Source organism: Vibrio sp. S/42/10 (assembly GCF_029890535.1).
In the GTDB taxonomy this organism is placed as follows: Bacteria; Pseudomonadota; Gammaproteobacteria; order Enterobacterales; family Vibrionaceae; genus Vibrio; species Vibrio cyclitrophicus.
In genome coordinates, this window is record NZ_JAKMZC010000006.1 from 165,906 (window position 1) to 192,099 (window position 26,194).

The 26,194-nt window shown below is 45.2% G+C and carries 18 protein-coding genes; 10 read left to right on the forward strand and 8 right to left on the reverse strand.

Annotated elements, in window-relative coordinates; translation table 11 throughout:
- Positions 1-30 precede the first annotated feature (30 nt).
- From L8S15_RS09455 to L8S15_RS09500, 10 genes are all read left to right on the forward strand, one after another.
- Positions 31-810: a cell division protein FtsQ/DivIB gene (locus tag L8S15_RS09455; protein WP_280572817.1), complete on the forward strand. Its 780-nt coding sequence runs from the start codon at positions 31-33 to the stop codon at positions 808-810.
- Positions 803-2,071, forward strand: a complete 1,269-nt coding sequence (ftsA, locus tag L8S15_RS09460; RefSeq protein WP_010434747.1) for a cell division protein FtsA — start codon at positions 803-805, stop codon at positions 2,069-2,071. Before L8S15_RS09455 ends, ftsA begins: the two co-directional genes overlap by 8 nt.
- 31 nt (positions 2,072-2,102) lie before the next feature.
- Entirely contained in the window at positions 2,103-3,332 is a 1,230-nt protein-coding gene (gene ftsZ, locus L8S15_RS09465; RefSeq protein ID WP_010434749.1) for a cell division protein FtsZ, read from the forward strand.
- Between the two features lie 96 nt (positions 3,333-3,428).
- Complete coding sequence (lpxC, locus tag L8S15_RS09470) at positions 3,429-4,346, forward strand: UDP-3-O-acyl-N-acetylglucosamine deacetylase (protein WP_010434751.1); 918 nt, start codon at positions 3,429-3,431, stop codon at positions 4,344-4,346.
- Positions 4,347-4,734: 388 nt separating this feature from the next.
- Positions 4,735-7,461 (forward strand): preprotein translocase subunit SecA, encoded by a 2,727-nt coding sequence (secA, locus tag L8S15_RS09475; protein ID WP_016767751.1) that lies wholly within the window; start codon positions 4,735-4,737, stop codon positions 7,459-7,461.
- 342 nt (positions 7,462-7,803) lie between these two features.
- The gene (mutT, locus tag L8S15_RS09480; RefSeq protein WP_016792087.1) at positions 7,804-8,202 is read left to right on the forward strand and encodes an 8-oxo-dGTP diphosphatase MutT; all 399 of its coding nucleotides are present in this window, start codon (positions 7,804-7,806) and stop codon (positions 8,200-8,202) included.
- 92 nt (positions 8,203-8,294) lie between these two features.
- Positions 8,295-9,119 (forward strand): 4-hydroxy-tetrahydrodipicolinate reductase, encoded by an 825-nt coding sequence (gene dapB, locus L8S15_RS09485; protein ID WP_016783966.1) that lies wholly within the window; start codon positions 8,295-8,297, stop codon positions 9,117-9,119.
- Between the two features lie 503 nt (positions 9,120-9,622).
- On the forward strand, positions 9,623-10,762 hold the full coding sequence (gene carA, locus L8S15_RS09490; protein WP_016783965.1) for a glutamine-hydrolyzing carbamoyl-phosphate synthase small subunit: 1,140 nt from the start codon (positions 9,623-9,625) through the stop codon (positions 10,760-10,762).
- 16 nt (positions 10,763-10,778) lie between these two features.
- The gene (gene carB, locus L8S15_RS09495; RefSeq protein ID WP_016767749.1) at positions 10,779-14,009 is read left to right on the forward strand and encodes a carbamoyl-phosphate synthase large subunit; all 3,231 of its coding nucleotides are present in this window, start codon (positions 10,779-10,781) and stop codon (positions 14,007-14,009) included.
- A 195-nt stretch (positions 14,010-14,204) separates the two neighbouring features.
- Positions 14,205-14,984 (forward strand): TSUP family transporter, encoded by a 780-nt coding sequence (locus tag L8S15_RS09500; RefSeq protein WP_280572824.1) that lies wholly within the window; start codon positions 14,205-14,207, stop codon positions 14,982-14,984.
- Here the strand turns inward: L8S15_RS09500 and L8S15_RS09505 are convergent.
- The 8 genes from L8S15_RS09505 to gltB form a co-directional block, all read right to left on the reverse strand.
- A complete protein-coding gene (locus tag L8S15_RS09505; RefSeq protein ID WP_010434764.1) occupies positions 14,935-15,780 on the reverse strand; it encodes a LysR family transcriptional regulator in 846 nt (281 codons plus the stop codon). The two genes, L8S15_RS09500 and L8S15_RS09505, sit on opposite strands and share 50 nt — an antisense overlap.
- 206 nt (positions 15,781-15,986) lie before the next feature.
- Positions 15,987-16,604 carry a TRIC cation channel family protein gene (locus L8S15_RS09510; RefSeq protein ID WP_016796206.1) on the reverse strand — a complete coding sequence of 206 codons (618 nt, stop codon included), beginning with the start codon at positions 16,602-16,604 and terminating at the stop codon, positions 15,987-15,989.
- Between the two features lie 74 nt (positions 16,605-16,678).
- On the reverse strand, positions 16,679-17,548 hold the full coding sequence (gene btuF / locus L8S15_RS09515) for a vitamin B12 ABC transporter substrate-binding protein BtuF (protein ID WP_010434768.1): 870 nt from the start codon (positions 17,546-17,548) through the stop codon (positions 16,679-16,681).
- 1 nt (position 17,549) lies between these two features.
- Positions 17,550-18,503: a cobalamin biosynthesis family protein gene (locus L8S15_RS09520; protein ID WP_016796207.1), complete on the reverse strand. Its 954-nt coding sequence runs from the start codon at positions 18,501-18,503 to the stop codon at positions 17,550-17,552.
- A gap of 10 nt (positions 18,504-18,513) precedes the next feature.
- Positions 18,514-19,209 carry a 5'-methylthioadenosine/S-adenosylhomocysteine nucleosidase gene (gene mtnN, locus L8S15_RS09525; RefSeq protein WP_010434770.1) on the reverse strand — a complete coding sequence of 232 codons (696 nt, stop codon included), beginning with the start codon at positions 19,207-19,209 and terminating at the stop codon, positions 18,514-18,516.
- Positions 19,210-19,336: 127 nt separating this feature from the next.
- Positions 19,337-19,765, reverse strand: a complete 429-nt coding sequence (locus L8S15_RS09530; protein WP_016790334.1) for a DUF1499 domain-containing protein — start codon at positions 19,763-19,765, stop codon at positions 19,337-19,339.
- Between the two features lie 171 nt (positions 19,766-19,936).
- Positions 19,937-21,349 carry an FAD-dependent oxidoreductase gene (locus L8S15_RS09535; protein ID WP_016787584.1) on the reverse strand — a complete coding sequence of 471 codons (1,413 nt, stop codon included), beginning with the start codon at positions 21,347-21,349 and terminating at the stop codon, positions 19,937-19,939.
- Positions 21,350-21,365: 16 nt separating this feature from the next.
- Positions 21,366-25,829 (reverse strand): glutamate synthase large subunit, encoded by a 4,464-nt coding sequence (gene gltB / locus L8S15_RS09540; protein WP_016796208.1) that lies wholly within the window; start codon positions 25,827-25,829, stop codon positions 21,366-21,368.
- Positions 25,830-26,194: the final 365 nt, after the last annotated feature.

Genomic DNA, 26,194 nt, shown 5'->3' on the forward strand with positions numbered 1-26,194 from the left:
ATTGCGAACCAACGACAGGGAATGCGGGCTTTGGTAGAAAGTACTTTTAGCGAAAACCGCCACCTATTCAGTTTACCGTCGCTCAAGAAACACGCCTTAGGCGGGTCTTTTTTTGTTGTGGTGCTGCTATTCATTGGGTTTCTTTTCTATATCACACTGACTTGGATGTGGGACGATCAGCGATTGCCTCTTTCCAAAATAGTACTTCAGGGCGACTTAACTTATGTAACGGCTGGTGATGTTCAGCATGCCTTTGGCGAGCTTGAGCATATTGGAACATTCATGTCACAGGACATTGGTGTGTTGCAAAACAGTTTAGAAGCATTGCCTTGGGTGTCTGTTGTCTCAATTCGTAAACAGTGGCCAGACACAATAAAAGTATTTTTGACTGAGTATCATGCAGCAGCAATCTGGAACGGTAACATGCTGCTTAATGACGATGGTCAGGTGTTTAATGGTGATATCGGCCTATTAAAGGGCGATCGAGTCAAGCTTTACGGCCCAGACGGCACCAGCCAAGAAGTGATAGAAAAATGGCGACAGATAACTCCTTTGATTAATAGTCTAGGGTTAACCGTTACCTCGCTCGTTCTCAATGAGCGTCGCGCGTGGCAAATAATCCTAGATAACGGTATCCGTTTAGAACTAGGTAAAGATTCTTTAGATGAGCGTGTTGAACGCTTCATTTCGCTTTACAACGAATTAGGTAGTAAGGCGAATCAAGTGAGCTACATCGACCTCAGGTATGATACGGGAGCCGCTGTAGGCTGGTTTCCAGAGCAAGAGTTAGAAGAGAGCACAGATGACTAAGACCGCAGATGACAACATAATCGTTGGTCTTGATATAGGCACTGCGACCATATCAGCTCTGGTTGGTGAAATATTGCCTGATGGTCAAATCAATATCATTGGATCAGGGCAAAGCCCATCTAGAGGTATGGATAAAGGTGGTGTAAACGACCTAGAGTCGGTAGTTAAGTCGGTTCAGCGAGCTATTGATCAAGCAGAGTTGATGGCGGAATGCCAAATCAGCAATGTGTTTATCTCGCTATCAGGCAAACATATCGCAAGCCGAATTGAAAAAGGCATGGGCACTATTTCAGATGAAGAAGTGTCTCAAGACGATATGGATCGAGCGATCCATACCGCGAAATCAATTAAAATAGGTGATGAGCAGAGAATTCTGCACGTGATCCCACAAGAATTTACCATTGATTATCAAGAAGGGATTAAGAACCCACTTGGCTTATCTGGTGTTCGAATGGAAGTCAGTGTTCACCTAATTTCTTGCCATAGCGACATGGCGAGAAACATTATTAAAGCTGTTGAACGATGTGGTCTTACAGTAGAACAGATCGTGTTTTCAGGACTTGCCTCAAGTAACGCGGTAATTACTGAAGACGAGAGAGAGCTTGGAGTGTGTGTGGTAGATATCGGTGCGGGTACAATGGATATTTCCATATGGACTGGCGGCGCGCTTCGACACACAGAAGTATTTTCCTACGCAGGAAATGCAGTAACCAGTGATATTGCCTTCGCTTTCGGCACGCCAGTGAGCGATGCTGAAGAGATAAAAGTAAACCATGGTTGCGCTCTGAGTGAACTCGTAAGCAAGGATGACTCTGTTAACGTCCCAAGTGTTGGTGGTCGCCCATCGAGAAGTTTGCAACGACAAACTTTGTCGGAAGTGATTGAACCACGTTACACTGAACTTATGGGGCTCGTTAACCAAACTATTGATACGGTTCAATTACAGCTACGCGATGAAGGTATTAAACACCACCTTGCAGCTGGCGTCGTTCTCACTGGTGGAGCGGCACAAATTGACGGATTGGTAGAGTGTGCGGAACGCGTTTTCCGCAATCAAGTTCGAGTTGGTAAGCCATTAGAAGTTAGTGGCTTAACTGACTATGTTAAAGAGCCGTATCATTCTACGGCGGTTGGTTTACTTCATTACGCAAGAGATTGTCAGATAAGTGATGAAGGTGATTACAGCGAACCTAAGCGTTCAGCACCTTCTATGTCAGGCTTGTTTGGCAAATTGCGTAATTGGATACAAAAAGAGTTTTAACCTGAGTTGCAGGAAAAAACGGAGATAACACATGTTTGAACCGATGATGGAAATGTCTGACGATGCAGTAATTAAAGTCGTTGGAGTTGGTGGCGGTGGCGGTAACGCTGTTGAGCACATGGTACGTGAATCAATCGAAGGCGTAGAATTCATCAGTGTTAACACTGATGCCCAAGCACTTCGTAAAACAAGCGTGAGCAGCGTGATCCAAATTGGTGGTGATATCACTAAAGGTTTGGGCGCTGGTGCAAACCCACAAGTAGGCCGTGATGCAGCTCTCGAAGATCGAGAAAGAATTAAAGAAGTTCTAACTGGCGCCGATATGGTATTTATCGCAGCTGGTATGGGCGGTGGTACGGGTACAGGTGCTGCTCCAGTTATTGCTGAAGTTGCGAAAGAGCTAGGTGTGCTAACAGTTGCTGTTGTAACTAAGCCATTTAGCTTTGAAGGCAAAAAACGTTTAGCGTTTGCAGAGCAAGGTATTGAAGAGCTTTCTAAGCATGTGGATTCTTTAATTACGATTCCAAATGAAAAGCTACTTAAGGTACTTGGCCGTGGCGTAACACTGCTAGAAGCTTTCGCAAGTGCAAATGATGTGCTTAAAAATGCTGTACAAGGTATCGCAGAGCTAATTACTCGCCCTGGTATGATTAACGTCGATTTCGCGGATGTTCGCACTGTAATGTCTGAGATGGGTCATGCAATGATGGGTAGCGGTATCGCAAAAGGTGAAGACCGTGCTGAAGAAGCTGCTGAAACGGCAATTTCTAGCCCACTACTAGAAGACATCGACCTAGCTGGTGCGCGTGGCGTTCTTGTGAACATCACTGCAGGCCTGGACATGCGTCTAGATGAATTCGAAACTGTGGGTAATACAGTTAAGGCATTCGCTTCTGATAACGCAACTGTCGTGATTGGTACTTCTCTAGACCCTGACATGACGGATGAAATCCGTGTAACTGTTGTTGCAACAGGTATCGGAACAGAGAAAAAACCAGACATTACATTAGTTGCTGGTGGCAAGGCTAAAGTAGCGCCAACGCCTCAACCACAAGTTGCAGCTCAAACTGCACCAAAAGTGGAAGAGAAAATGGCACAGCCATTGCAAGAGAAAACTGAGGTTAAACCTCAAGTTAAGCCACAGCCAACAACGTCACCTGTTTCTTCAGGTACAGGCGCTAGCCAGAGTGCTGCACCTAAAGCTGAGAAAGAGAGTGGATACTTAGATATTCCAGCATTCTTACGACGTCAGGCTGATTAACAAATACCCAAAATTTGACTATCGTCGAATTAATGGTAAAATTCGCGGTCGGTAAATACTGACCGTGATTTGTAGCACTGATAACGAGGCAAGCAGATGATCAGACAACGTACTCTGAAAGAAATTGTGAAAACAACTGGTGTGGGTCTCCACTCTGGTCGTAAAGTCACACTTACTCTTCGCCCGGCAGCTGCAAATACAGGTATTGTTTATCGTCGTACTGATGTAAATCCACCTGTAGATTTCCCAGCTGATCCAGCATCAGTTCGTGACACTATGTTATGTACTGCTCTTGTTAACGACGAAGGCGTACGTATTTCTACAGTGGAACACCTTAACGCAGCTTTAGCGGGTATGGGTATCGACAACATTATTGTTGAGGTTGATGCACCAGAGATCCCAATTATGGATGGTAGCGCAAGCCCATTTGTATATTTGCTACAGCAAGCAGGTGTAGAAACACTGAATGCAGCGAAGCGTTTTATTCGAATCAAAAAGCCTATCCGTTTTGAAGATGGCGATAAGTGGGCAGAATTCGTCCCATTTAACGGCTTCCGCATGGACTTTGAGATCGACTTTAACCATCCCGCTATTGAATCTGATGAGCAACGTTTGTTGTTTGATTTCTCTTCACAAGGTTTTGTGAAAGAAATTTCTCGCGCTCGTACTTTCGGTTTCATGCGTGATATTGAGTATCTACAATCCCAAAATCTAGTACTTGGTGGTAGCTTTGATAATGCTATCGTACTTGACGAGTACCGAATTCTTAATGAAGAAGGTCTACGTTTTGACAATGAGTTCGTAACTCATAAAGTACTAGACGCGATTGGTGACCTTTATATGTGTGGACACGCTATTATTGGTGAGTTCCGTGCATACAAATCAGGTCATGGCCTAAATAACCAACTACTACGTGCAGTACTTGCTGACGCAGAAGCTTGGGAATGGGCAACATTCGAAGAAGAAGTAGGCTCTCCAGTTGCGTTTGCTGAACCAGGTATGGTTTTAGCGTAATTGTTGCTTACAACAATATAAGATTTCGAAAACCAGGTCATTGACCTGGTTTTTTTGTATCTATTTTCCAGATACAGTGTCGTCAACATCCGAAAGTTGTCTACCAATAGACTGCAGTCTGGCTAATCCGTCAGCAATTAGAAAGAAAAGTTCCAAGCACATCAAACAAATGGGGTTATAAATGGTCGTTAGTGTGAAAATTACTTACACTAGAGAGCATTAATTTTAACTCAAGCCTTGAAAACTCTACTCTCAAGTACAATATCAAAGATACTAGATTTATCTCAGTATCCTTGGTTAGTAACTGAAGACTAGTTCATAGCTAGTAGAGACTGACGGCATTTAAAATAGATCGCGGACGATCTGAGAACGAAGAGATTCCAAGCACATGATTACTAAGCTGCTGACAAAGGTAATTGGCAGTCGCAATGACAGAACACTGCGCCGCCTTAGAAAAATTGTAAAAGAAATTAATAACTACGAACCAACGTTAGAAGCACTTTCTGATGAAGAGTTAAAAGCTAAAACGGTTGAGTTTCGTGAGCGCTTAGATAAAGGCGAATCGCTAGATCAACTTTTACCTGAAGCATTTGCTACAGTACGTGAAGCGTCTAAACGTGTTTACGGCATGCGTCACTTTGACGTGCAGTTGATTGGTGGCATGGTTCTAAATGCTGGCCAAATCGCAGAGATGCGTACTGGTGAAGGTAAAACTCTTACCGCAACTCTACCAGCTTATCTTAACGCCCTACCAAGCAAAGGTGTTCACGTTGTAACGGTGAACGATTACCTAGCGAAGCGTGATGCGGAAACAAACCGACCACTATTTGAATTCCTTGGCATGACAGTTGGCGTGAACGTGCCAAATATGGCTCCGCCAGAGAAGAAAGAAGCGTACCAAGCCGATATCCTATACGGAACAAACAACGAGTTTGGTTTTGATTACCTGCGTGACAACATGGCTTTCCGTGCTGAAGATAGAGTTCAACGTGAACGTTTCTTCGCTGTAGTCGATGAAGTTGACTCAATCTTAATCGATGAAGCTCGTACTCCGTTAATTATCTCTGGTCCTGCTGAAGATAGCTCAGATCTTTATACGCGCATTAATACGCTGATCCCTTCTCTAGAGCGTCAAGATAAAGAAGATTCAGAAGAGTACCGTGGTGAAGGTCACTACACCATGGACGAAAAATCTAAACAGGTTCACCTGACTGAAAACGGTCAAGAATTTGTTGAAGAGTTAATGGTTAAAAATGGATTGATGGAAGAGGGCGATACACTTTACTCTCCAACCAATATCAGCTTACTTCACCACGTAAATGCGGCTCTTCGTGCGCACGTATTGTTTGAGAAAAACGTAGACTACATCGTTACTGAAGAAGGCGAAGTGGTTATTGTTGATGAACATACTGGTCGTACTATGCCTGGTCGTCGTTGGTCTGAAGGTTTACACCAAGCTGTTGAAGCGAAAGAAGGTGTAAAGATTCAAAACGAAAACCAAACGTTAGCATCGATTACCTTCCAGAACTTCTTCCGTTTGTACGAGAAACTGTCTGGTATGACAGGTACAGCCGATACAGAAGCTTTCGAATTCCAGTCTATCTACGGCCTAGAAACGGTGGTTATCCCAACCAACAAGCCTATGGTTCGTAACGATATGCCAGATGTGGTTTATCGTACCGAAGAAGACAAATTCAATGCGATCATTGAAGACATTAAAGATCGTGTTGCGGCTGGTCAGCCATCACTGGTTGGTACGGTTTCTATCGAAAAATCAGAACTACTGTCTAACGCACTGAAAAAAGCAAAAATTAAGCATAACGTTCTCAATGCTAAGTTTCACGAAATGGAAGCCGAGATCGTTGCACAAGCGGGTACGCCAAGCGCGGTAACTATCGCAACTAACATGGCTGGTCGTGGTACCGATATCGTATTAGGTGGTAGCTGGCAGGCTCAGGTAGAGAAGCTAGAAAACCCAACTCAAGAGCAGATCGATAAGATCAAAGCTGACTGGAGAGTTATCCACGATAAAGTACTTGAGTCCGGTGGTCTGCACATCATTGGTACTGAGCGCCATGAATCTCGCCGTATCGATAACCAGCTACGTGGTCGTTCTGGTCGTCAAGGTGATGCGGGTTCTTCTCGTTTCTACCTATCAATGGAAGACTCTCTGCTACGTATCTTTACGTCTGATCGTATGGCTGGCCTTATTCAAAGTGGTATGGACGAAGGCGAAGCGATTGAATCTAAGATGCTGTCTCGCTCAATTGAAAAAGCACAACGTAAAGTGGAAGGTCGTAACTTCGATATCCGTAAGCAGCTTCTTGAGTACGATGATGTAGCTAATGACCAACGTAAAGTGGTTTATGAGCTTCGTGACGAACTGATGAGTTCTGACGACATCAGCGAAATGATCGAACACAACCGTGAAGACGTGTTTACTTCGGTTATCGATGAGTACATTGCACCTCAATCTCTTGAAGACATGTGGGATATCGCTGGTCTACAAGATCGCCTGAAAAACGACTTCGATCTAGACTTTGATATTCAAGGTTGGTTGGACGAAGACGACAAGCTTTATGAAGAAGCATTGCGTGAGCGTATTATTGGTATGGCGGTTGACTCGTACAAACAAAAAGAAGAAGTGGTTGGTGCTCAAGTACTGCGTAACTTCGAAAAGTCTGTGATGCTACAAACGCTAGACGGTCTTTGGAAAGAGCACTTGGCTGCGATGGATCACCTTCGTCAAGGTATACACTTACGTGGTTATGCTCAGAAGAACCCGAAACAAGAGTACAAGCGCGAGTCGTTTGAACTGTTTGAAGGCCTGTTAGATGTACTGAAAACAGACGTTGTTACCATTCTTTCTAAGGTTCGCGTTCAGCAACAAGAAGAAGTTGAAAAGATGGAAGCTCAACGTCAAGCTCAAGCTGAAGAAGCGGCGCGTCGTGCTCAAACACAACATGCAGTGGCTGAAAATCAGTTAGCTGACGATGAAGCTGAAGCGGTATCTCCACAAACGGTAGTACGTGATGAGCGTAAAGTGGGTCGTAACGAACCATGCCCATGTGGAAGTGGCAAAAAATACAAACAGTGTCACGGTAAAATTGACTAATGCTTTGCTGTAATGGCTGATAACTTCGTCGGCGATGCTCATTTACACTTGTAAACTCTGCGTCGCCTCCTCGTTCTCAACCAATACAGCTTTGCCTAAATATAGTTCTGATTAAAGAGTCGCTTAGGCGGCTCTTTTTGTATGTAAATTTCGTGGCTTATCTTTTGATGAAAGGGTAAGTCGTCATTCCCTCTAGCGAGGAACGAGTCTAGTAGGGAATCTCGTTTAATAGTTAGACTCACGCTCTTGTATTAGATCCTCAACTCAGTTGTTTGTCCTTCTTGAGGATGACGTATTGAGGGGGATGAGTGAGCAAAGCGTTTTATTAAGGAACACCATCATATGAAAAGAATCCATATTGTTGCGGGCATTATCTTCAACCAAGATAAATCACAGGTCTTTATTACTAAACGCCCAGACAATAAACACAAAGGTGGCTTTTGGGAGTTCCCTGGCGGCAAGGTTGAAGTAGGGGAAACCATTGAACAAGCAATGGCTCGTGAGTTAGATGAAGAAATTGGCATCAAGGTAACTGAACAGTCTCTCTTTGAGCATCTTGAATTTGATTACAGTGATAAATCGCTTAAGTTTGATTTCATCCTTGTGACAGCCTTTGAGCAACAGCCTTATGGTAAAGAGGGTCAACAAGGTGAATGGGTAAACCTAGAATCTTTGAATCAATACCCCTTCCCAGAGGCAAATGTGCCAATTTTAGAGCGAGTAATAAAAGAGTTTTCGTAATTGCTAGCCTGAGTTTGAGATTGTTGTTAGTTTAAAGGGATTAACCGATTGAACGTTGCCGCACGAGATAAGTGGCAACGGTAACCAAAACAATGGAGATATTCGCAGTGGTAAGAATTGCAATTGCAGGAGCAGCGGGCCGTATGGGTCGTAACTTGGTGAAAGCCGCTCATCATAATTCAGAAGCAAGTGTTGGTGCTGGTTCAGAGCGTCCAGAGTCATCTTTAGTGGGCGTTGATGTCGGCGAGTTATGTGGTGAAGGTCGTTTTGATGTCGCTTTAGTGGATGACTTGTCTAAAGCTATCGAAGAGTTTGATGTGATCGTCGATTTTACCGCACCTGTTAGCACATTAGCGAATATTGAACTTTGTAAACGTCATGGTAAAAAGCTGATCATCGGCACAACGGGTTTCTCTGAAGAAGAAAAGCAGGCTATCGATGCGGCGTCAAAAGAGATGCCAATTGTCATGGCACCTAACTACAGCGTTGGTGTAAACCTGGTATTTAAGCTGCTAGAAAAGGCCGCTAAAGTGATGGGCGATTACTGTGATGTTGAAATCGTTGAAGCTCACCATCGCCACAAGGTAGATGCACCTTCAGGCACGGCTATTGGTATGGGTGAAGCGATTGCTGGTGCGATGGGTAATGAGCTTAACGATGTAGCCGTATGGTCACGTGAAGGTATTACTGGTGAGCGAACTAAGGATGAGATCGGTTTTGCGACGATTCGTGCCGGCGACATTATTGGTGAGCACACCGCTATGTTTGCTGATATCGGTGAGCGAGTGGAAATTACCCATAAAGCGACTGACCGAATGACTTTTGCCAATGGTGCAATCAAGGCGGCAGTTTGGCTAAATGATAAACCAGCAGGCTTTTATACCATGACTGACGTCCTTGGTTTGAATGACCTATAAATAGATATTTATGCGCTGGCAATTGCCAGCGCTTTCTTTATTTGATACATTTTCCTTCGTAATATCCCTTTTACAAACCTCTCTCTAGTTTCTTCTTATCGTCGATTTTCTCTTATTTAACTGCGATTTTTAATGCTTATAGTGTGCTTTTTGTTTTAGATCTTTAAATTTCGACCTTTTCTCTTTGTATTTATCGATTGCGTTTTGTTGCTGATATTTTTATCACTCTATGGTTGGCTAAAATGAGGGATGAAAATTAGAAAATCGTAATATTCGGACAAAATGAGCATGAAAGTTAAACTTTTGAAGCTTTGATGGTGTAAATTGAATTAGTCCTTACAAATGTTTAATTTCTTTTGCGTTAAATGTTGACACGTATCACGCAGATCACTAAAATATCGCCAATTTGTCTAATTTCCATAAACACGCAGTTTCTGGTGTTACAGGAAGGTAGATTTGCAAATTAAATCAATTTTAATGCATTTTTATTTCTGGAGGTTGTCTTGAAGAAGTCAGCACTACTCGTCCTAGAAGATGGGACAGTATTTCACGGTGAAGCCATTGGCGCTGTAGGTTCCGCAGTTGGTGAAGTCGTTTTTAATACCTCGATGACGGGGTACCAAGAAATCCTCACTGATCCTTCCTATTCTCAACAAATCGTAACCCTTACTTACCCTCACATTGGCAATACCGGAACCAATTCCGAAGACGAAGAATCTTCTTCAATCCACGCTCAAGGCCTTGTGATTCGCGATCTCCCTCTAATCGCTTCTAACTTCCGTAATGAACAATCCCTTTCTGATTACCTTAAGTCGCAAAACGTTATTGGTATCGCTGATATCGATACTCGTAAGCTGACGCGTATTCTTCGTGAAAAAGGTGCTCAAAACGGTTGTATCGTAGCGGGTAACAACCTTGATGAGGCTCTAGCTCTGGCTAAAGCAAAAGAATTCCCTGGCCTGAAAGGTATGGACCTTGCGAAAGAAGTTACAACAAAAGAAGCGTATCAATGGAAACAAGGTTCGTGGACGCTTACGGGTGGACTTCCTGAAGCGAAAGCAGACTCTGAATTGCCATACCACGTTGTTGCTTATGACTTCGGCGCAAAACGAAACATCTTACGAATGCTTGTTGACCGCGGCTGCCGCCTAACGGTTGTTCCTGCTGAAACTTCAGCAGAAGAAGTACTCGCTCTGAACCCAGACGGTGTTTTCCTTTCAAATGGCCCTGGTGACCCAGAACCATGTACTTACGCAATTGAAGCGACAAAAGTGTTCCTAGAAAAAGGCTTACCAATCTTCGGTATCTGTCTAGGTCACCAGATTCTTGCTCTTGCGTCAGGCGCTAAGACAGTGAAGATGAAGTTTGGTCACCACGGTGCAAACCACCCGGTTAAAGATTTAGATCGTGATGTTGTGATGATTACTTCGCAAAACCACGGCTTTGCTGCTGACGAAGAAACCCTTCCAGAGACACTGCGTGCAACGCACAAATCATTATTTGATGGTTCTCTACAAGGTATTCACCGTACAGACAAACCAGCATTCAGCTTCCAAGGTCACCCGGAAGCAAGCCCAGGTCCAGAAGACGCAGCGCCGTTATTCGACCACTTTATTGAACTAATCAAACAGCACACAGCGTAATTCGGAGTAGTAGACAATGCCAAAACGTACTGACATTAAAAGTATTCTTATTCTAGGTGCTGGCCCGATCGTTATCGGCCAAGCATGTGAGTTCGATTACTCTGGTGCTCAAGCTTGTAAAGCGCTTCGCGAAGAAGGTTACCGAGTTATTCTTGTAAACTCGAACCCAGCGACAATCATGACTGACCCAGATATGGCAGATGCAACTTACATCGAGCCTATCCAATGGGAAGTTGTGCGTAACATCATCGCTAAAGAGAAGCCCGATGCAGTCCTACCTACTATGGGTGGCCAAACTGCATTGAATTGTGCTCTAGACTTAGAAAAGCACGGCGTTCTTGAAGAGTTCGGTGTTGAAATGATTGGTGCAACGGCTGACGCTATCGATAAAGCAGAAGACCGTTCACGCTTCGATAAAGCAATGAAAGCAATTGGCCTTGAGTGTCCAACTGCTGATACTGCGAAAACCATGGAAGAAGCTTATAAAGTTCAAGAATTGGTTGGCTTCCCTTGTATCATTCGTCCATCGTTCACTATGGGTGGTACTGGTGGCGGTATCGCTTACAACAAAGAAGAATTTGAAGAAATTTGTCGTCGTGGTTTGGACCTATCTCCAACAAACGAACTTCTTATCGATGAATCACTTATCGGTTGGAAAGAGTACGAGATGGAAGTGGTTCGTGACAAAAACGACAACTGTATCATCGTATGTGCGATTGAAAACTTTGACCCAATGGGTATTCACACCGGTGACTCAATCACAGTGGCGCCAGCTCAAACGCTGACAGACAAAGAATACCAACTAATGCGTAACGCTTCTCTAGCGGTACTGCGTGAGATTGGTGTTGAAACAGGTGGTTCAAACGTACAGTTTGGTATCAACCCGAAAGATGGCCGTATGGTTATCATCGAGATGAACCCACGTGTATCTCGCTCTTCTGCACTAGCTTCTAAAGCGACAGGTTTCCCAATCGCTAAGATTGCAGCGAAACTGGCTGTTGGCTTTACGCTAGATGAGCTAATGAATGACATCACTGGTGGCGCAACGCCAGCGTCATTCGAACCAACAATCGACTACGTAGTTACTAAGATTCCTCGTTTTAACTTCGAGAAATTTGCAGGTGCTAACGACCGTCTAACAACGCAAATGAAGTCGGTTGGTGAAGTTATGGCTATCGGCCGTAACCAACAAGAATCTCTACAGAAAGCACTTCGCGGCCTAGAAGTTGGCGCGACTGGTTTTGACGAAATGGTAGACCTAGACGCACCTGATGCGCTAACGACTATCCGTCATGAACTAAAAGAAGCTGGCGCAGAACGTATTTGGTACATCGCTGACGCATTCCGTGCTGGTATGTCGGTAGATGGTGTATTCAACCTAACGCAAATCGACCGTTGGTTCCTAGTTCAAATCGAAGACATCGTTAAGCTAGAGCAAGAACTTAAAGCGAAAGGCTTTGCTGGTCTAAACAAAGACGAGTTAAACAAGCTTAAGCGTAAAGGTTTTGCTGATGCACGCTTATCTAAGATTCTAGGTGTAGCGGAAAGCGAAATCCGTCGCATGCGTGACCAATACGATATACACCCTGTTTACAAGCGTGTAGATACGTGTGCTGCTGAGTTCTCTTCAGATACGGCGTACATGTACTCATCTTACGATGAAGAGTGTGAAGCGAATCCAACAGACAAAGACAAGATCATGATCTTGGGTGGAGGTCCAAACCGTATCGGTCAAGGTATCGAGTTTGATTACTGTTGTGTACACGCCTCACTAGCACTACGCGAAGATGGCTACGAAACTATCATGGTTAACTGTAACCCTGAGACAGTTTCTACAGACTACGATACGTCTGACCGCCTGTACTTCGAACCAGTAACTCTGGAAGATGTACTGGCGATCGCTCGTGTTGAGAAGCCAAAAGGCGTTATCGTTCAGTACGGTGGTCAAACGCCACTTAAACTGGCTCGTGCTCTTGAAGCTGCTGGCGTACCAATTATTGGTACTAGTCCAGACGCAATCGACCGTGCAGAAGACCGTGAGCGTTTCCAAGTTGCTGTAGACCGCCTAGGCCTGCTTCAACCACAAAATGCAACCGTAACAACAATGGAGCAAGCGGTTGAGAAATCTCGCGAAATCGGCTTCCCACTTGTTGTACGTCCTTCTTACGTACTTGGTGGTCGTGCGATGGAAATCGTATACGACGAGCAAGACCTGCGTCGCTACTTCAACGAAGCAGTCAGCGTATCAAACGAATCTCCAGTATTACTTGATAGCTTCTTAGATGACGCTATTGAGGTAGACGTAGATGCGATTTGTGATGGTGAGCGTGTTGTTATCGGCGGTATCATGGAGCATATCGAACAAGCGGGTGTTCACTCTGGTGACTCAGCATGTTCTCTTCCTGCATACACGCTAAGCCAAGAAATCCAAGACGTAATGCGCGAGCAAGTTGAAAAGTTAGCGTTTGAGTTGGGTGTTCGTGGTCTGATGAATACGCAGTTTGCTGTTAAAGATAACGAAGTATACCTAATCGAGGTTAACCCTCGTGCAGCACGTACTGTTCCATTCGTGTCTAAAGCTACAGGCGCACCGATTGCTAAGATTGCAGCGCGTGTAATGGCTGGTCAATCACTAGAGTCTCAAGGCTTTACGAAAGAAATCATCCCACCTTACTACTCAGTGAAAGAAGTTGTACTTCCATTCAACAAATTTCCTGGTGTTGACCCACTGTTAGGCCCAGAAATGCGCTCTACTGGTGAAGTTATGGGTGTTGGTGCGACATTCGCAGAAGCATACTCTAAAGCTGAGTTGGGTTGTGGCAACATCTACCCAGAAGGCGGCCGTGCACTTCTTTCTGTTCGTGAAGGCGACAAAGAGCGTGTTGTTGACCTAGCTTCTAAGCTATCTAAGCTTGGTTACCAGTTAGACGCAACTCACGGTACTGCAGTTATTCTTGGCGAAGCGGGTATTAACCCACGTCTAGTAAACAAGGTACACGAAGGTCGTCCTCACATTCTTGACCGTATCAAGAATAACGAGTACACGTACATCGTGAACACTGCTGCTGGCCGTCAAGCGATTGAAGATTCTAAAGTTCTTCGTCGCGGCGCATTGGCTGAGAAGGTTAACTACACGACTACGCTAAACGCTGCATTTGCGACTTGTATGGCGCACACTGCAGACGCGAAGACGTCAGTAACTTCAGTTCAAGAGCTACACGCTCAGGTTAAAGCTTCTCTAGCGTAATGGCCTAAAGCGTAACGCTGTTAAACAGATATAAATACTCAAAGCCTACTCTTCGGAGTGGGCTTTTTTATGTCTGTTATTCTGTAGTGGTTAAATGATGAATATTTGGAATAGGTTAAAATCTTGTGTTTCGTTATTGCTCACCTACAGTGAGTGGTAACTTGTCGTTACACAGGACTTTAAGGCGTTGGGTATATGGAAATCACTCTTGATATATTGGCTATCTTGTTTGTTATTGCAACGGCGGCAGGCTTCATCGATGCAATGGCTGGTGGTGGTGGCTTACTGACTCTACCTGCATTGCTAGCGGCCGGAGTGCCACCAACTCAAGCATTGGCAACCAATAAACTCCAAAGCTCATTTGGTAGCTTTTCCGCCAGTTGGTATTTCGTGCGCAACGGTATTGTCAGTATCAAAGAGATGCGCCTTGCTATCTTTTGTACCTTTATCGGCTCTGCTATTGGCGCCGAGTTAGTTCAGCACATTGATGCGAGCCTACTGACCAGTGTGATACCGCTGCTGCTTATCGCTATCTCTCTCTATTTCCTGTTGGCACCGCAAACTAGAGCGTCTGAAGGAAAACAGAAGATCTCTGAGGCGATGTTTGCTCTGTGTGTAGGTGGTGGAGTTGGTTTCTATGATGGTTTCTTTGGCCCAGGAACAGGTTCTATCTTCACAGTCTGCTTTGTTGCGATTGGTCACTTCTCGTTAGTCGATGCTACGGCGCGCACCAAGGTACTTAATTTTACCTCTAATATTGCCGCATTGATCTTCTTTATTTTGGCTGGCTTGCCTATTTGGGAGTTAGGATTAGTGATGGCGGTTGGCGGTTTTATGGGCGCTCAGCTTGGCGCTAAAGTGGTGGTGACAAAAGGGCAGAAATGGATTCGACCCCTTGTGATCGTTATGTCGATGCTAATGGCGTCTAAACTGCTTTGGGAACAGCATCAACAATGGATTCTATCAGTGTTCTAACTCGTGGAGACTGATAGCTATTTGGTCTTACACAGATATGAATCGGTCGAATTAAGCCTGCTAATTCGGTGAAGCTATACAGGTATTGAGGCTCAATATTGAGTGTTTTTACGATAGAGAGCGGGATTAACGCTGGCCCAGTCCCGCCCAATGCAAGTTGAGCCGCTGCGGTGTAGGCATCCATCTCCATCAAGGGCTTGATACCAAACTTCTCTAAGACAGAAAGTTGATAAGAGTTCGCGGGGTTGGTCATATCGTTGGTAATCACCAATGGAGGAAGCTCCGTTAGCGGTGACTTACTCACTATGTAAAACGGCTCATCAAACAGATGGAAGGTCATCAACCCATGATGCGGTGGTAATAAGCCTGCGCATAACCCTAAGGTCGCTTTGCCCGATTGCACTCTTTCTATGATTCGAGGTGTGTGGTTAGTGGTAATGGTGATGTATTTATCTTGCTGGATAAATTGGCCCATCATCTCACCTAGATAGCCCGCTATCAGAGATTTAGAGCTGTCTAAGGTGATAAGAGTCGTATCTTCCAACTCTTGTTGTTCATAAATAAGACCACGTAACTCATTGAATGTTGGGCCTATACTCTCGATCAATGCAATCGCATCTGGCGTCAGTTTTATCTGTCGGCCACTCGGTTCTATGAGTTTCTTGCTTAACTTCTTCTCTAAATTAGCAATCCGTTTGCTGACCGCTGATTGGCTGATATAAAGCAAACTGCCTGTGCGGCTCATGGTCTTTGCTTTACTCAATACCAGTAGAGTTTCGATTCCTTCGAGTAGCATTGGGTTATATTCATGAAAGTTGGGAATAATTAAACCAAGTTACCTCAAACACTCTTCATTCTCTAGATTTGAAGCGAAAGGTTTGAACTCAGTTAGGTATTTTAAATTAGGAACGTAAAGTGTCACGAAAGATCATAAGAATGGATTGGAGAGTGAACCGGATTAAAAAAGGCTCCGTTGCGGAGCCTTCAATTTGTACCGATGGCCTATTTGATAGCAAAGGTTGGCAATGATAAATGCCAACGAATGGCGCCAAGCCTGATCAATAGTGTTGAGAACACGCCGGCCAAAAATGCAGTTTCTGAGTCGTGTCCCATGCTGATCGCTATAGTATGGAAAGCGCCACCAATGATACAAGCAGTCGCGTAGACTTCACTTCTTAGGATCATTGGGACCTCACGAGCAAGTACGTCACGGATAATGCCGCCACCACAGCCTGTGATCACACCCATGATAATAGCAACCAATGCAGAGTCTTGATAAATCAGTGCTTTCTCGACACCAATGCCAACAAATACCGCTAAGCCGATCGCATCACATACTGGAAGGATCCACCAAGCCAAACGCTTTGGGCGTCTTACTATAATCATGGTCAGCAAACAGGTGGTGATGATGACCCAAAGGTAGGTGGTATCGGTGATCCAAAATACGGGAGTTGCACCTAATGCCATGTCACGAATAGTGCCGCCGCCAATCGCGGTTACACTGCCTAGAACGGCGACGCCAAAGGGATCCATCTTAAGACGGCCTGCGACAAATACGCCTGAGACGGCAAAGATGGCAGTGCCAAATAAATCGATAATATAAAGCAGCATGGAGTCCATGATACTGGTGCTCTTATAGTTAAAATTGTAGGGATAGGTCGGTGGCGAATTGTACGAAAAAACGCAGCAAATAGTTAGTGATTTTGCCTAGCTCTATCGAAGAAATCGCACACTTGTTGGATCGCTTTCAAAGTTCTCGTTGTCGGGCGATTAATCCAGTCAGAATTGAGGGACCAAATCTGATTTTGAGCGACAGCTGGGATCTCATCTTCCCATGTTTGCCACATGGTTCCATTCTCAATCGCGTGCTGAGAAGTGAAGATCACTTGCGGTTTTCTTAAGACAACTTGTTCAATTCCAACTTGCGGATAAGGGGATGCGCTGTCTTCAAAAATATTGCGGCCACCACAAAACTCAAACACCTCACTTGGCCAGTGCCCTTGAGCAACTGTGATGATCGGTTTCTCACTGAGTTGGTAGAAGTAGTTTACTGGCTCGGCATCTTTGTATTTTATTCTCAACGCCTTGAGCTGCTCTTTGTATTGCTGAGCGTTATTTTCGCCAATGCTTGGATCGCTAGCGTATTGGCTGAGTTGTTCAATATTGGTGGCGATACTGTTTAGGCTTTTGGTCTTGGAGTAGTAAAGATTAAAACCAAATTGCTCTAGTTTCGCCAGTTCTCTGGGCGGGTTTCCGGCTGGCCACGCAAGAATCAAATCAGGCTGAAGTGCAATGATCTTCTCAACCTTGATGCCTTGGTAATTCGCCACTTTCTCTAGCTTGTCAGCTTGTGGTGGGTAATCACTTCGCTCACTAACCGCGACAAGCTTATCACCTAAACCAGCGCTGTAGGCGAGCTCAGTGGCGTGAGGAGCAAGGCTTACTACGCGTTGAGCTGGCTGTACTTTTTCTGGAGTCAGCGATGTTTCTTCTGCAAATGATAAAGGCAGCCATAAGCTGGAAGATAAAAGAGTAAGTCTTGTAACAAGTGCTAAAGGTTTCACTCTAAATCCCTTGGTGAACAAATAGTAAGATTAGGCTTTGTAAAAATATCCAGATAGCGATACGGCCAAATAGTAGCTTCTGAACCTGCGACAAATGCAGGGCTGATGGGGCGATTCTGCCACCTAATTTGGCTCGAATGGCTTTGGTGTTGTCGTAAATCGCTGGGCCACCCAATGACAGCTCAAGCTTGTTGCCAACGGCCGTGATTAACCATGCAGGGCCGGGCAGTGGCCAAGAGCGACTTTGGACTAGCATCATTTTAAATGTGTGCGTGGCTTTATCACCACATACGATCATCAAAGCAAATAAACGCATCGGTATAAATTCGAGAATAGCGACGATCTTGATTGCCGTTGATCCAAATGGAGAAAATTGCTTGCGACTTGGCGACCAAGCTCGAGCTAACTCGACTACTAGACGATACATTAACGCGGCGATGCCACCACCAATGGCGTACCAGAACAACACACAAACCACGTTACGAGCGTAACCCATGATGATGGTTTCTACGGCGGCTTTACCTAGGCCAAGTGATGACAGTGATTCAGTTTGACGATTAACAATCGGCGCCAATAACTGGCGAGCCGTGGCTTTATCTTCTCGACCAAGTGCTTTGATCAGTTGGTTTGTTAGCTTTTCATTGTTGCGCCAATCAATCGCCAGTAATAACAGTGCTAATTCAAACAGTTGAGATTGCCAAACCAATGGTTGCAGTGCTAATAGAATTACTAGACTCGGCAGTACCATCAACCCCCAAGCTAATGTGCCCGAGATTAAGTTTTGGGAATAGTTTTGGTTGTTATTAACCTTGCTTGCTAAAAGCTCAGCAAACTTATGCCATAAGGTTGTGGGATGTGCGGCATGGGGGATAGGTAAAATCAAATGAAAAAGCAGTGCTCCCCACATTACAAGGAGCACGCCATTTGCAAATACCTGATCAAACAGTGTTTGCATGTCTAGTCGCTTAGTTTAGTAGGGCAACCATCTTGATAACCATTTCTGAAGAGCTTTGTGCTGCTAGTGGCAGAAACTCTTCGAAGCTCATTGGTGATTCTTTGTCTGCAACGTCAGAGATTGCACGAACAACCACGAATGGTACTTGGAATTGGTGACAAGCTTGAGCGATGGCCGATGCTTCCATCTCTACAGCAACGACAGATGGGAAGTGCTTGCGAATGAACGCTTGACGTTCTGCTGTGCAAACAAATGCGTCGCCAGTACAGATAAGACCGCGAACGGCGTGCTTATCTTCCATTTGTGCTAGTGCTTGTTCAGCGACAGCCATCAGCTTGTCGTCAGCTTTAAATGCTGCAGGTTGACCTGCCATTTGGCCGATTTCGTAACCGAAAGCTGTAACGTCTGCATCGTGGTGACGAACTTCAGTTGAGATCACGACATCACCAAGGTTCAGTGTTGAATCAAAACCGCCAGCAGAGCCCGTGTTTAGAACAACATCTGGTTGGTATTCGCTTAATAGGATTGAAGTCCCAACAGCCGCTGCTACTTTACCAATGCCTGATTGAAGTAAAACAACGTCAACACCATTTAGCTGACCAGAGAAAAAGGTACAACCGCCTTTATTAACTTCAGTAATGTCTGAAATTGCTGCTTTTAGGATCGCAACTTCTTGCTCCATTGCGCCAATGATGCCGATTTTCATGTGTAGTCTCTTAATAAATAATATTTAAACAGTAGAGCGAAATTGTAGCATGGATAAGAAGTGTCGAGCGACTGCCCAGAGGCACTTCTCATCCGAATAGCAGTGATTTATCTGCGGATTCTTTTATCTATTTGATTAGGCCTTCGCTTTTTAAGCTAGCACGAAGTTGTTCTGCACGTTTTCTGTTTACGCCAAAATCAGAATGGCCAGTGCGAGATTCTGAACGCACGATCAGTTTGTCATCAGTGATCTTAAGTTCTAAGTCATCGACAAAGCGCATGATGCGAGAAGTACATTCAATACGCAGATAATCTTCTGTTTTACTCGCGGTTTTCGATCCAGGTAAAGTTAGTGCAACCTGCTCAATCGCATCTAAGTTTGCTGAGTCAGATAACTCAAACGTGTCCAATGCATGCTGCTCACGGCCATCTTGAGTTGATACGCAGTTTGGTTTGTCTCCACAAGGTGATGAAGTTCTGTCTTTCATGTTCGTGATTCCTTGGCTGCATGCGGTTAAAGTTAAAAGAGATAGAGAAAGGAGAGCGGCTTTTTTCATGGTGTTTCCTATGGCTTGTTTTTAATTCTAATTGTAGTTATCGGCATTGGTTTATTTGTAATTGTTTTACGTATTTTCGTGATGCTTGTGATAAACGTATCTAATTTAAAAAAGGATCCATAATTGGATCCCTTTTTTATAGTAACGAACTGAGTAATAAAGGAAACCTAGTCACACTTCTAGGTAATCCAATATTCCTTCCGCGGCTTTACGGCCTTCATCGATAGCAGTCACCACTAAATCAGATCCTCGAACTGCATCACCACCTGCAAAGATCTTACTGTTGGTGGTTTGGTATTGAAACTCTTGCTGTCCGGGAGCCTTGATGCGACCCCATTGGTCGAGCTCTACACCAAATGGTTCTAGCCATTCCATTGCATGAGGTTGGAAACCAAATGCCATGATCACAGCATCGGCTTCTAGAACATGTTCACTGCCTTCAACGGGTTCCGGACGACGTCGGCCTGCTTCATCTGGTTCACCTAGCGCCGTTTTCACCACTTTGACGCCAGTAACATGACCTGATGAATCGGTTTCCAATGCTAATGGCTGAAGGTTGAACATGAACTTCACGCCTTCTTCTTTTGCATTCTTCACCTCACGGCGAGAGCCTGGCATGTTGGCCTCATCACGACGATAAGCACAGACGACGTTAGCAGCATGCTGACGAATAGACGTTCGAACACAGTCCATCGCAGTATCACCACCACCAAGCACGACCACTTTTTTGCCTTTCATGTCGATGAATGGCGTTGGATTATCCAGCTCCATGACCTTGTAGGTATTGGAAACAAGAAAGGGTAGAGCATCATAAACGCCCGGTGCTTCTTCGTTGTCTAACCCAGCTCGCATGTTTTTATAGGTACCGACCCCTAAGAAAACGGCATCATAATCATCGACAAGTTGTTGTAGTTGAACGTCTTTACCGACTTCGGTATTCATCTTAAATTCGACACCCATACCACTAAAGATACGGCGACGGTTTTCCATGATGCCTTTCTCGAGTTTGAACGATGGGATACCAAACGTTAGTAGGCCACCGATCTCCGGGTAGCGGTCAAATACCACGGCCTTCACACCGTTTCGAACTAAGATATCAGCTGCTGCAAGACCTGCAGGGCCAGCGCCAATGATCGCGACCTTTTTGTCGGTCCATTCAACGTGAGACATGTCTGGTTTCCAGCCCATCTCAAACGCTTTGTCATTGATGTATTTTTCAATGTTGCCGATGGTTACTGCGCCGAAATCGTCGTTGAGGGTACAAGAGCCTTCACATAGACGATCTTGAGGACAAACTCGGCCGCAAACCTCAGGCAAGCTGTTGGTTTGGTGAGACAGTTCAGCCGCTTCGATAATACGCCCTTCATTGGCAAGCTTGAGCCATTGAGGGATATAGTTATGGACTGGACACTTCCATTCACAGTAGGGGTTACCACAGTCTAGACAGCGGTCAGCTTGCGCTTTGGCTTGTTGCTTAGTGAAAGGTTCGTAGATCTCTACAAACTCAATCTTACGTATCTTGATTGGCTTCTTCGCTGGGTCTACGCGATTCACATCAATAAATTGGTATACATTCTGGCTCATTATTGGCTCCTTCCAATTATTGCGCTTGAACACGAAGTTCAGCAGAGCTACGACTTTGGTGGCCGAGCAAGGTGTTAAGATCCGCCGTCTTTGGCTTCACTAAGTAGAACTTCGGAATCCATTCATCAAAGTTCGCCAGAATAGCTTCAGCGTGTACTGAGCCCGTTTCTTCTAAGTGTTCTGCAATTAAGCCACGCAGATGTTCTTGGTGGATAAATAGGTCAGACAGAGAAAGTGCCTCGACCGACTCGTTGTTCACTCGGCCTTGGAAGTCTTCATTCTTATCCATCACATAAGCAAAACCACCTGTCATACCCGCGCCGAAGTTCACGCCCGTTGCACCAAGAATGGCAACAATACCACCAGTCATGTATTCACAGGCGTTGTCACCCGCACCTTCAATCACAGCAACCGTACCTGAGTTACGTACACCAAATCGTTCGCCAGCAGTACCAGCAGCAAACAGCTTGCCTCCGGTTGCGCCATACAGACAAGTGTTGCCGATAATGGTCGCTTCGTTACAGGTAAATGCGGTGCCTTGGTGAGGCTTGATAACCACTTTTCCGCCAGCCATGCCTTTGCCAACATAGTCATTGGCATCACCTGTTAGGTAAAGCTCAACACCACCTGCGTTCCAAACTGCAAAAGATTGGCCTGCGGTGCCGTCGAGGTACAACTTGATTGGTGAACCTGCCATGCCTTGGTTGCCGTATCGCTTAGCAATTTCGCCAGAGATACGAGCGCCAATCGAACGATCGGTGTTGATCACGTTGTAGTAAAGGCTGGTGGATTGACGTTTCTCAATTGCATCGATTACGTCATCAAGGATCTGTTGGTTGAGCTGAGCCTTATCAAACGGTGCGTTTGGTTCTGTCCAAAACAGTGGATGACCTTCAGTAGATACCGGAGCTTCCAATATCGATGAAAGATCCAACTTACTCTGCTTCGCCGTGAGACCTTGAACGGCTTCAAGCAAATCAGTACGGCCAATCAGGTCAGTAATCTTTTCTACGCCAAGCTCTGCAAGGTATTGGCGAACCTCATCGGCTAGGCCGGTAAAGTAGTTCACCACCATGTCTGGTAGGCCTTTGAAGTATTCACGACGTAGGGTTTCATCTTGAGTCGCCACACCTGTCGCACAGTTATTTAGGTGACAAATTCTTAAGAACTTACAACCCATTGCTACCATTGGTGCAGTACCAAAACCAAAGCTCTCTGCACCTAAAATCGCACCCTTGATAACATCGAGGCCGGTTTTTAAACCACCATCGACTTGCAGGCGAATTTTATGACGAAGCCCGTTGGCGACGAGTGCTTGTTGAGTTTCAGCTAAGCCAAGCTCCCAGGGACAACCTGCGTATTTCACTGAGGTCAGTGGGCTTGCTGCGGTACCGCCGTCGTAACCTGAAATGGTGATCAGGTCGGCATAAGCTTTCGCCACACCTGTAGCAATGGTGCCGACACCCGGCTCAGATACTAACTTCACTGAAACCAAGGCTTTAGGATTAACTTGCTTAAGGTCGAAAATCAGCTGAGCCAGATCTTCGATAGAGTAGATATCGTGATGCGGAGGAGGGGAGATCAGAGTCACGCCTTGAACTGAGTATCTCAGCTTGGCTATTTCTGCGGTGACTTTATGACCCGGCAGCTGACCGCCTTCTCCTGGCTTCGCACCTTGCGCGACCTTGATTTGTAGAACATCCGCATTGGTTAAGTAATGTGGCGTCACACCAAAACGACCGGAAGCTATCTGTTTGATGCGCGAGTTACGATCAGTCCCAAAGCGTCGTGGATCTTCACCGCCTTCACCAGAGTTAGAATAACCACCTAATCGGTTCATCGCCATGGCCAGCGCTTCATGAGCTTCGGGGCTCAAGGCACCAATCGACATCGCGGCAGAATCGAAGCGTTTAAAGAGATCGCTACTTGGCTCGACTTGCTCTAGCGGCAGAGGTTGTTCGGCTTTTTTGAGGCTCATTAAGTCGCGCAGCATAGCAGCAGGACGAGCATTAACTTGCTTCGCAAAAGATTGATAATCCGATGTTTCACCTGTCTTTACAGCGGTTTGCAAGGTACTGACTACGTCTGGGTTGTAGGCGTGGTATTCGCCGCCATGTACGTATTTGAGTAAGCCACCATGTTCCAGTGGTTTACGTTTTGTCCATGCTTTACGAGATAGGTTATAGATGTCTTGTTGGAAGTCGCTAAAGCTAGCGCCTTGGATGCGAGTCGTTACGCCACGGAAACACAGATCAACAACATCGGTATGTAAACCTACTGCCTCAAATAACTGCGAGCAGCGATACGAAGCAATCGTTGAGATACCCATCTTCGACATGATCTTATACAGACCTTTGTTGATGCCGTTTTGGTAATTTTGCAATGCAGTGCGATAGTCTTTATCTAATGAACCATCGTCCAACATTTTGCCCAGAGCTTCATAAGCGAGATATGGGTAAACTGCGGTAGCACCGAAGCCAAGCAGTACGGCAAATTGGTGCGGGTCACGTGCGGTTGCTGTTTCAACCACGATGTTAGCATCACAACGTAGGTTGTTGTCTGCAAGTCTGGTTTGTACGGCACCGACAGCCATGGCGGCAGGAACTGGCAGCCTACCTTTTTCTAAACCTTTGTCTGAAAGTACAATCAAAACTGCACCATCACGCACTTCTTCCACTGCACGATCGCACAAGTCGTTGATGGCTTGTTCGAGATCTTTATCTGCCGGATCATAGTGCATGCTAAGAATAGCGTGACCATAATGCTTTTGACTTAACTGCAGAAGCTGCTGCATATCAGAGTAAAGCAGCACCGGTGAATCAAACGTCACACGATAAGCGTGGCCATCGGTTTCACAGAATACATTCATCTCTTGGCCGATACTGGTCGCCAAAGACATCACGTGTTTTTCACGCAGAGGGTCAATCGGTGGGTTGGTTACTTGGGCAAACTTCTGACGGAAATAATCCGTAATAAGACGTTCTTTAGAAGACAGAACGGCCATTGGCGTATCATCGCCCATCGAGCCGACCGCTTCCTGTCCCATATCACCGAGTACGCGAAGTACTTGGTCTGATTCTTCGTTACTCATCGCAAATTGTTTTTGATAAGTTTTTAGTGTGTCATCGTCAAAGCTACGCTTACCGACTTGATCATCTGACAATTCGGAAAACGGTGTTAATTTGTGAACGTTCTTTTCCATCCACTCTTTATAAGGGTGTCGACCTTTCAGATCATTGTCGATCTCATTAGATTGCCATAGCTTGCCGCGACGAGTGTCAATAACAAGCAGTTCACCAGGCCCAACGCGACCTTTCTCTGCTACTTCATCTGGCGCGTAGTTCCAAATACCCACTTCTGATGCCAAAGTGATCAGGTTGTCTTTGGTAATGACATAGCGTGCTGGACGTAAGCCGTTTCTATCAAGGTTACATGCTGCATAACGACCATCTGAAAGTACGATACCAGCTGGGCCATCCCACGGTTCCATATGTTTGGAGTTGAAGTCGTAAAAGGCACGTAACTCAGGATCCATATCTGGGTGGTTTTGCCAAGCGGGCGGCACAAGCATACGCATCGCTCTGAACACATCCATACCACCAGCAAGGAACAGGTCGAGCATGTTATCTAAGCTTGATGAGTCTGAGCCTGTCTCATTTACAAAAGGTGCGGCTGTTTGTAAATCAGGCAACAGTGGTGAGGAGAATTTGTAAGCACGAGCCTTAGCCCATTGACGGTTGCCTTCGATGGTATTGATCTCACCATTGTGCGCCAAATAGCGGAATGGCTGAGCCAATGGCCAACGTGGCTGAGTATTGGTTGAGAAGCGCTGGTGGAACAGACATATCGCCGATTCCATACGTAAGTCAGCGAGATCGAGGTAAAATCGCGGTAGATCGGCAGGCATGCACAAGCCTTTGTAAACCATGACTTGGGTCGACAGGCTACAAATATAGAAATCTTTGTCTTCGGTGATCTGCTTTTCAATTCTACGGCGAGCGATATAAAGGCGTCGTTCAATATCGCGTTCACGCCAGCCAGCAGGGGCTGAGATAAAGACTTGCTGAATATTAGGAACGGAATCTTTGGCGATTGGACCTAATACATCGGTGTTGGTCGGCACAACACGCCAACCCGCGATGGTTAAGGTCTCGTGAGCGAGCTCTTTATTGACGATGTCTTGCGCGGATTGTGCTTTGATTGGGTCTTGGCTGAAGAAAACCATGCCGACAGCGTATTGCTTGCCGAGCTTGAAGTTATTCTCTTCTGCAATAATTCTGAGGTAGGAGTCTGGTTTCTGTAGTAATAAGCCACAACCATCTCCGGTTTTGCCATCCGCGGCGATACCACCACGGTGTGTCATGCGATCGAGGGCTGAAATAGCAGTTCGTACCAACTTATGACTAGGTTGGCCTTCCATTTGCGCTATTAAACCAAATCCACAGTTGTCTTTTTCAAGACTAGGATCATATAGAGCCATTGCAATTCTCCCTTTTGCTTCTCTGTCATCCAGACAGTAAATGACTAACTATTCATATACTTGTTGTTTTTTATAAACTTGTTCTTATATAAACTGATAGTTTGTTTTTAGCTAGTTAAAACGTTATTAGCTGTGTTAACAAAACCTATTGGTTTTATTTTCATCAGCTTTACAACGTATAGCTAATTGTGTTTAAGGTCAAGTTCATGGTTAATTATCATGCGTAAACGCGATTAGCCACGTAATAACCTGAAATAATAGAACTATATCAAAGAGATATGAAAGCCAGTTGTTAACGGGATTTAACAGCTATCGTAGATGTATTGAAAGTGACAGGCAGAAAAAAGGCTAGTATCGAGTACTAG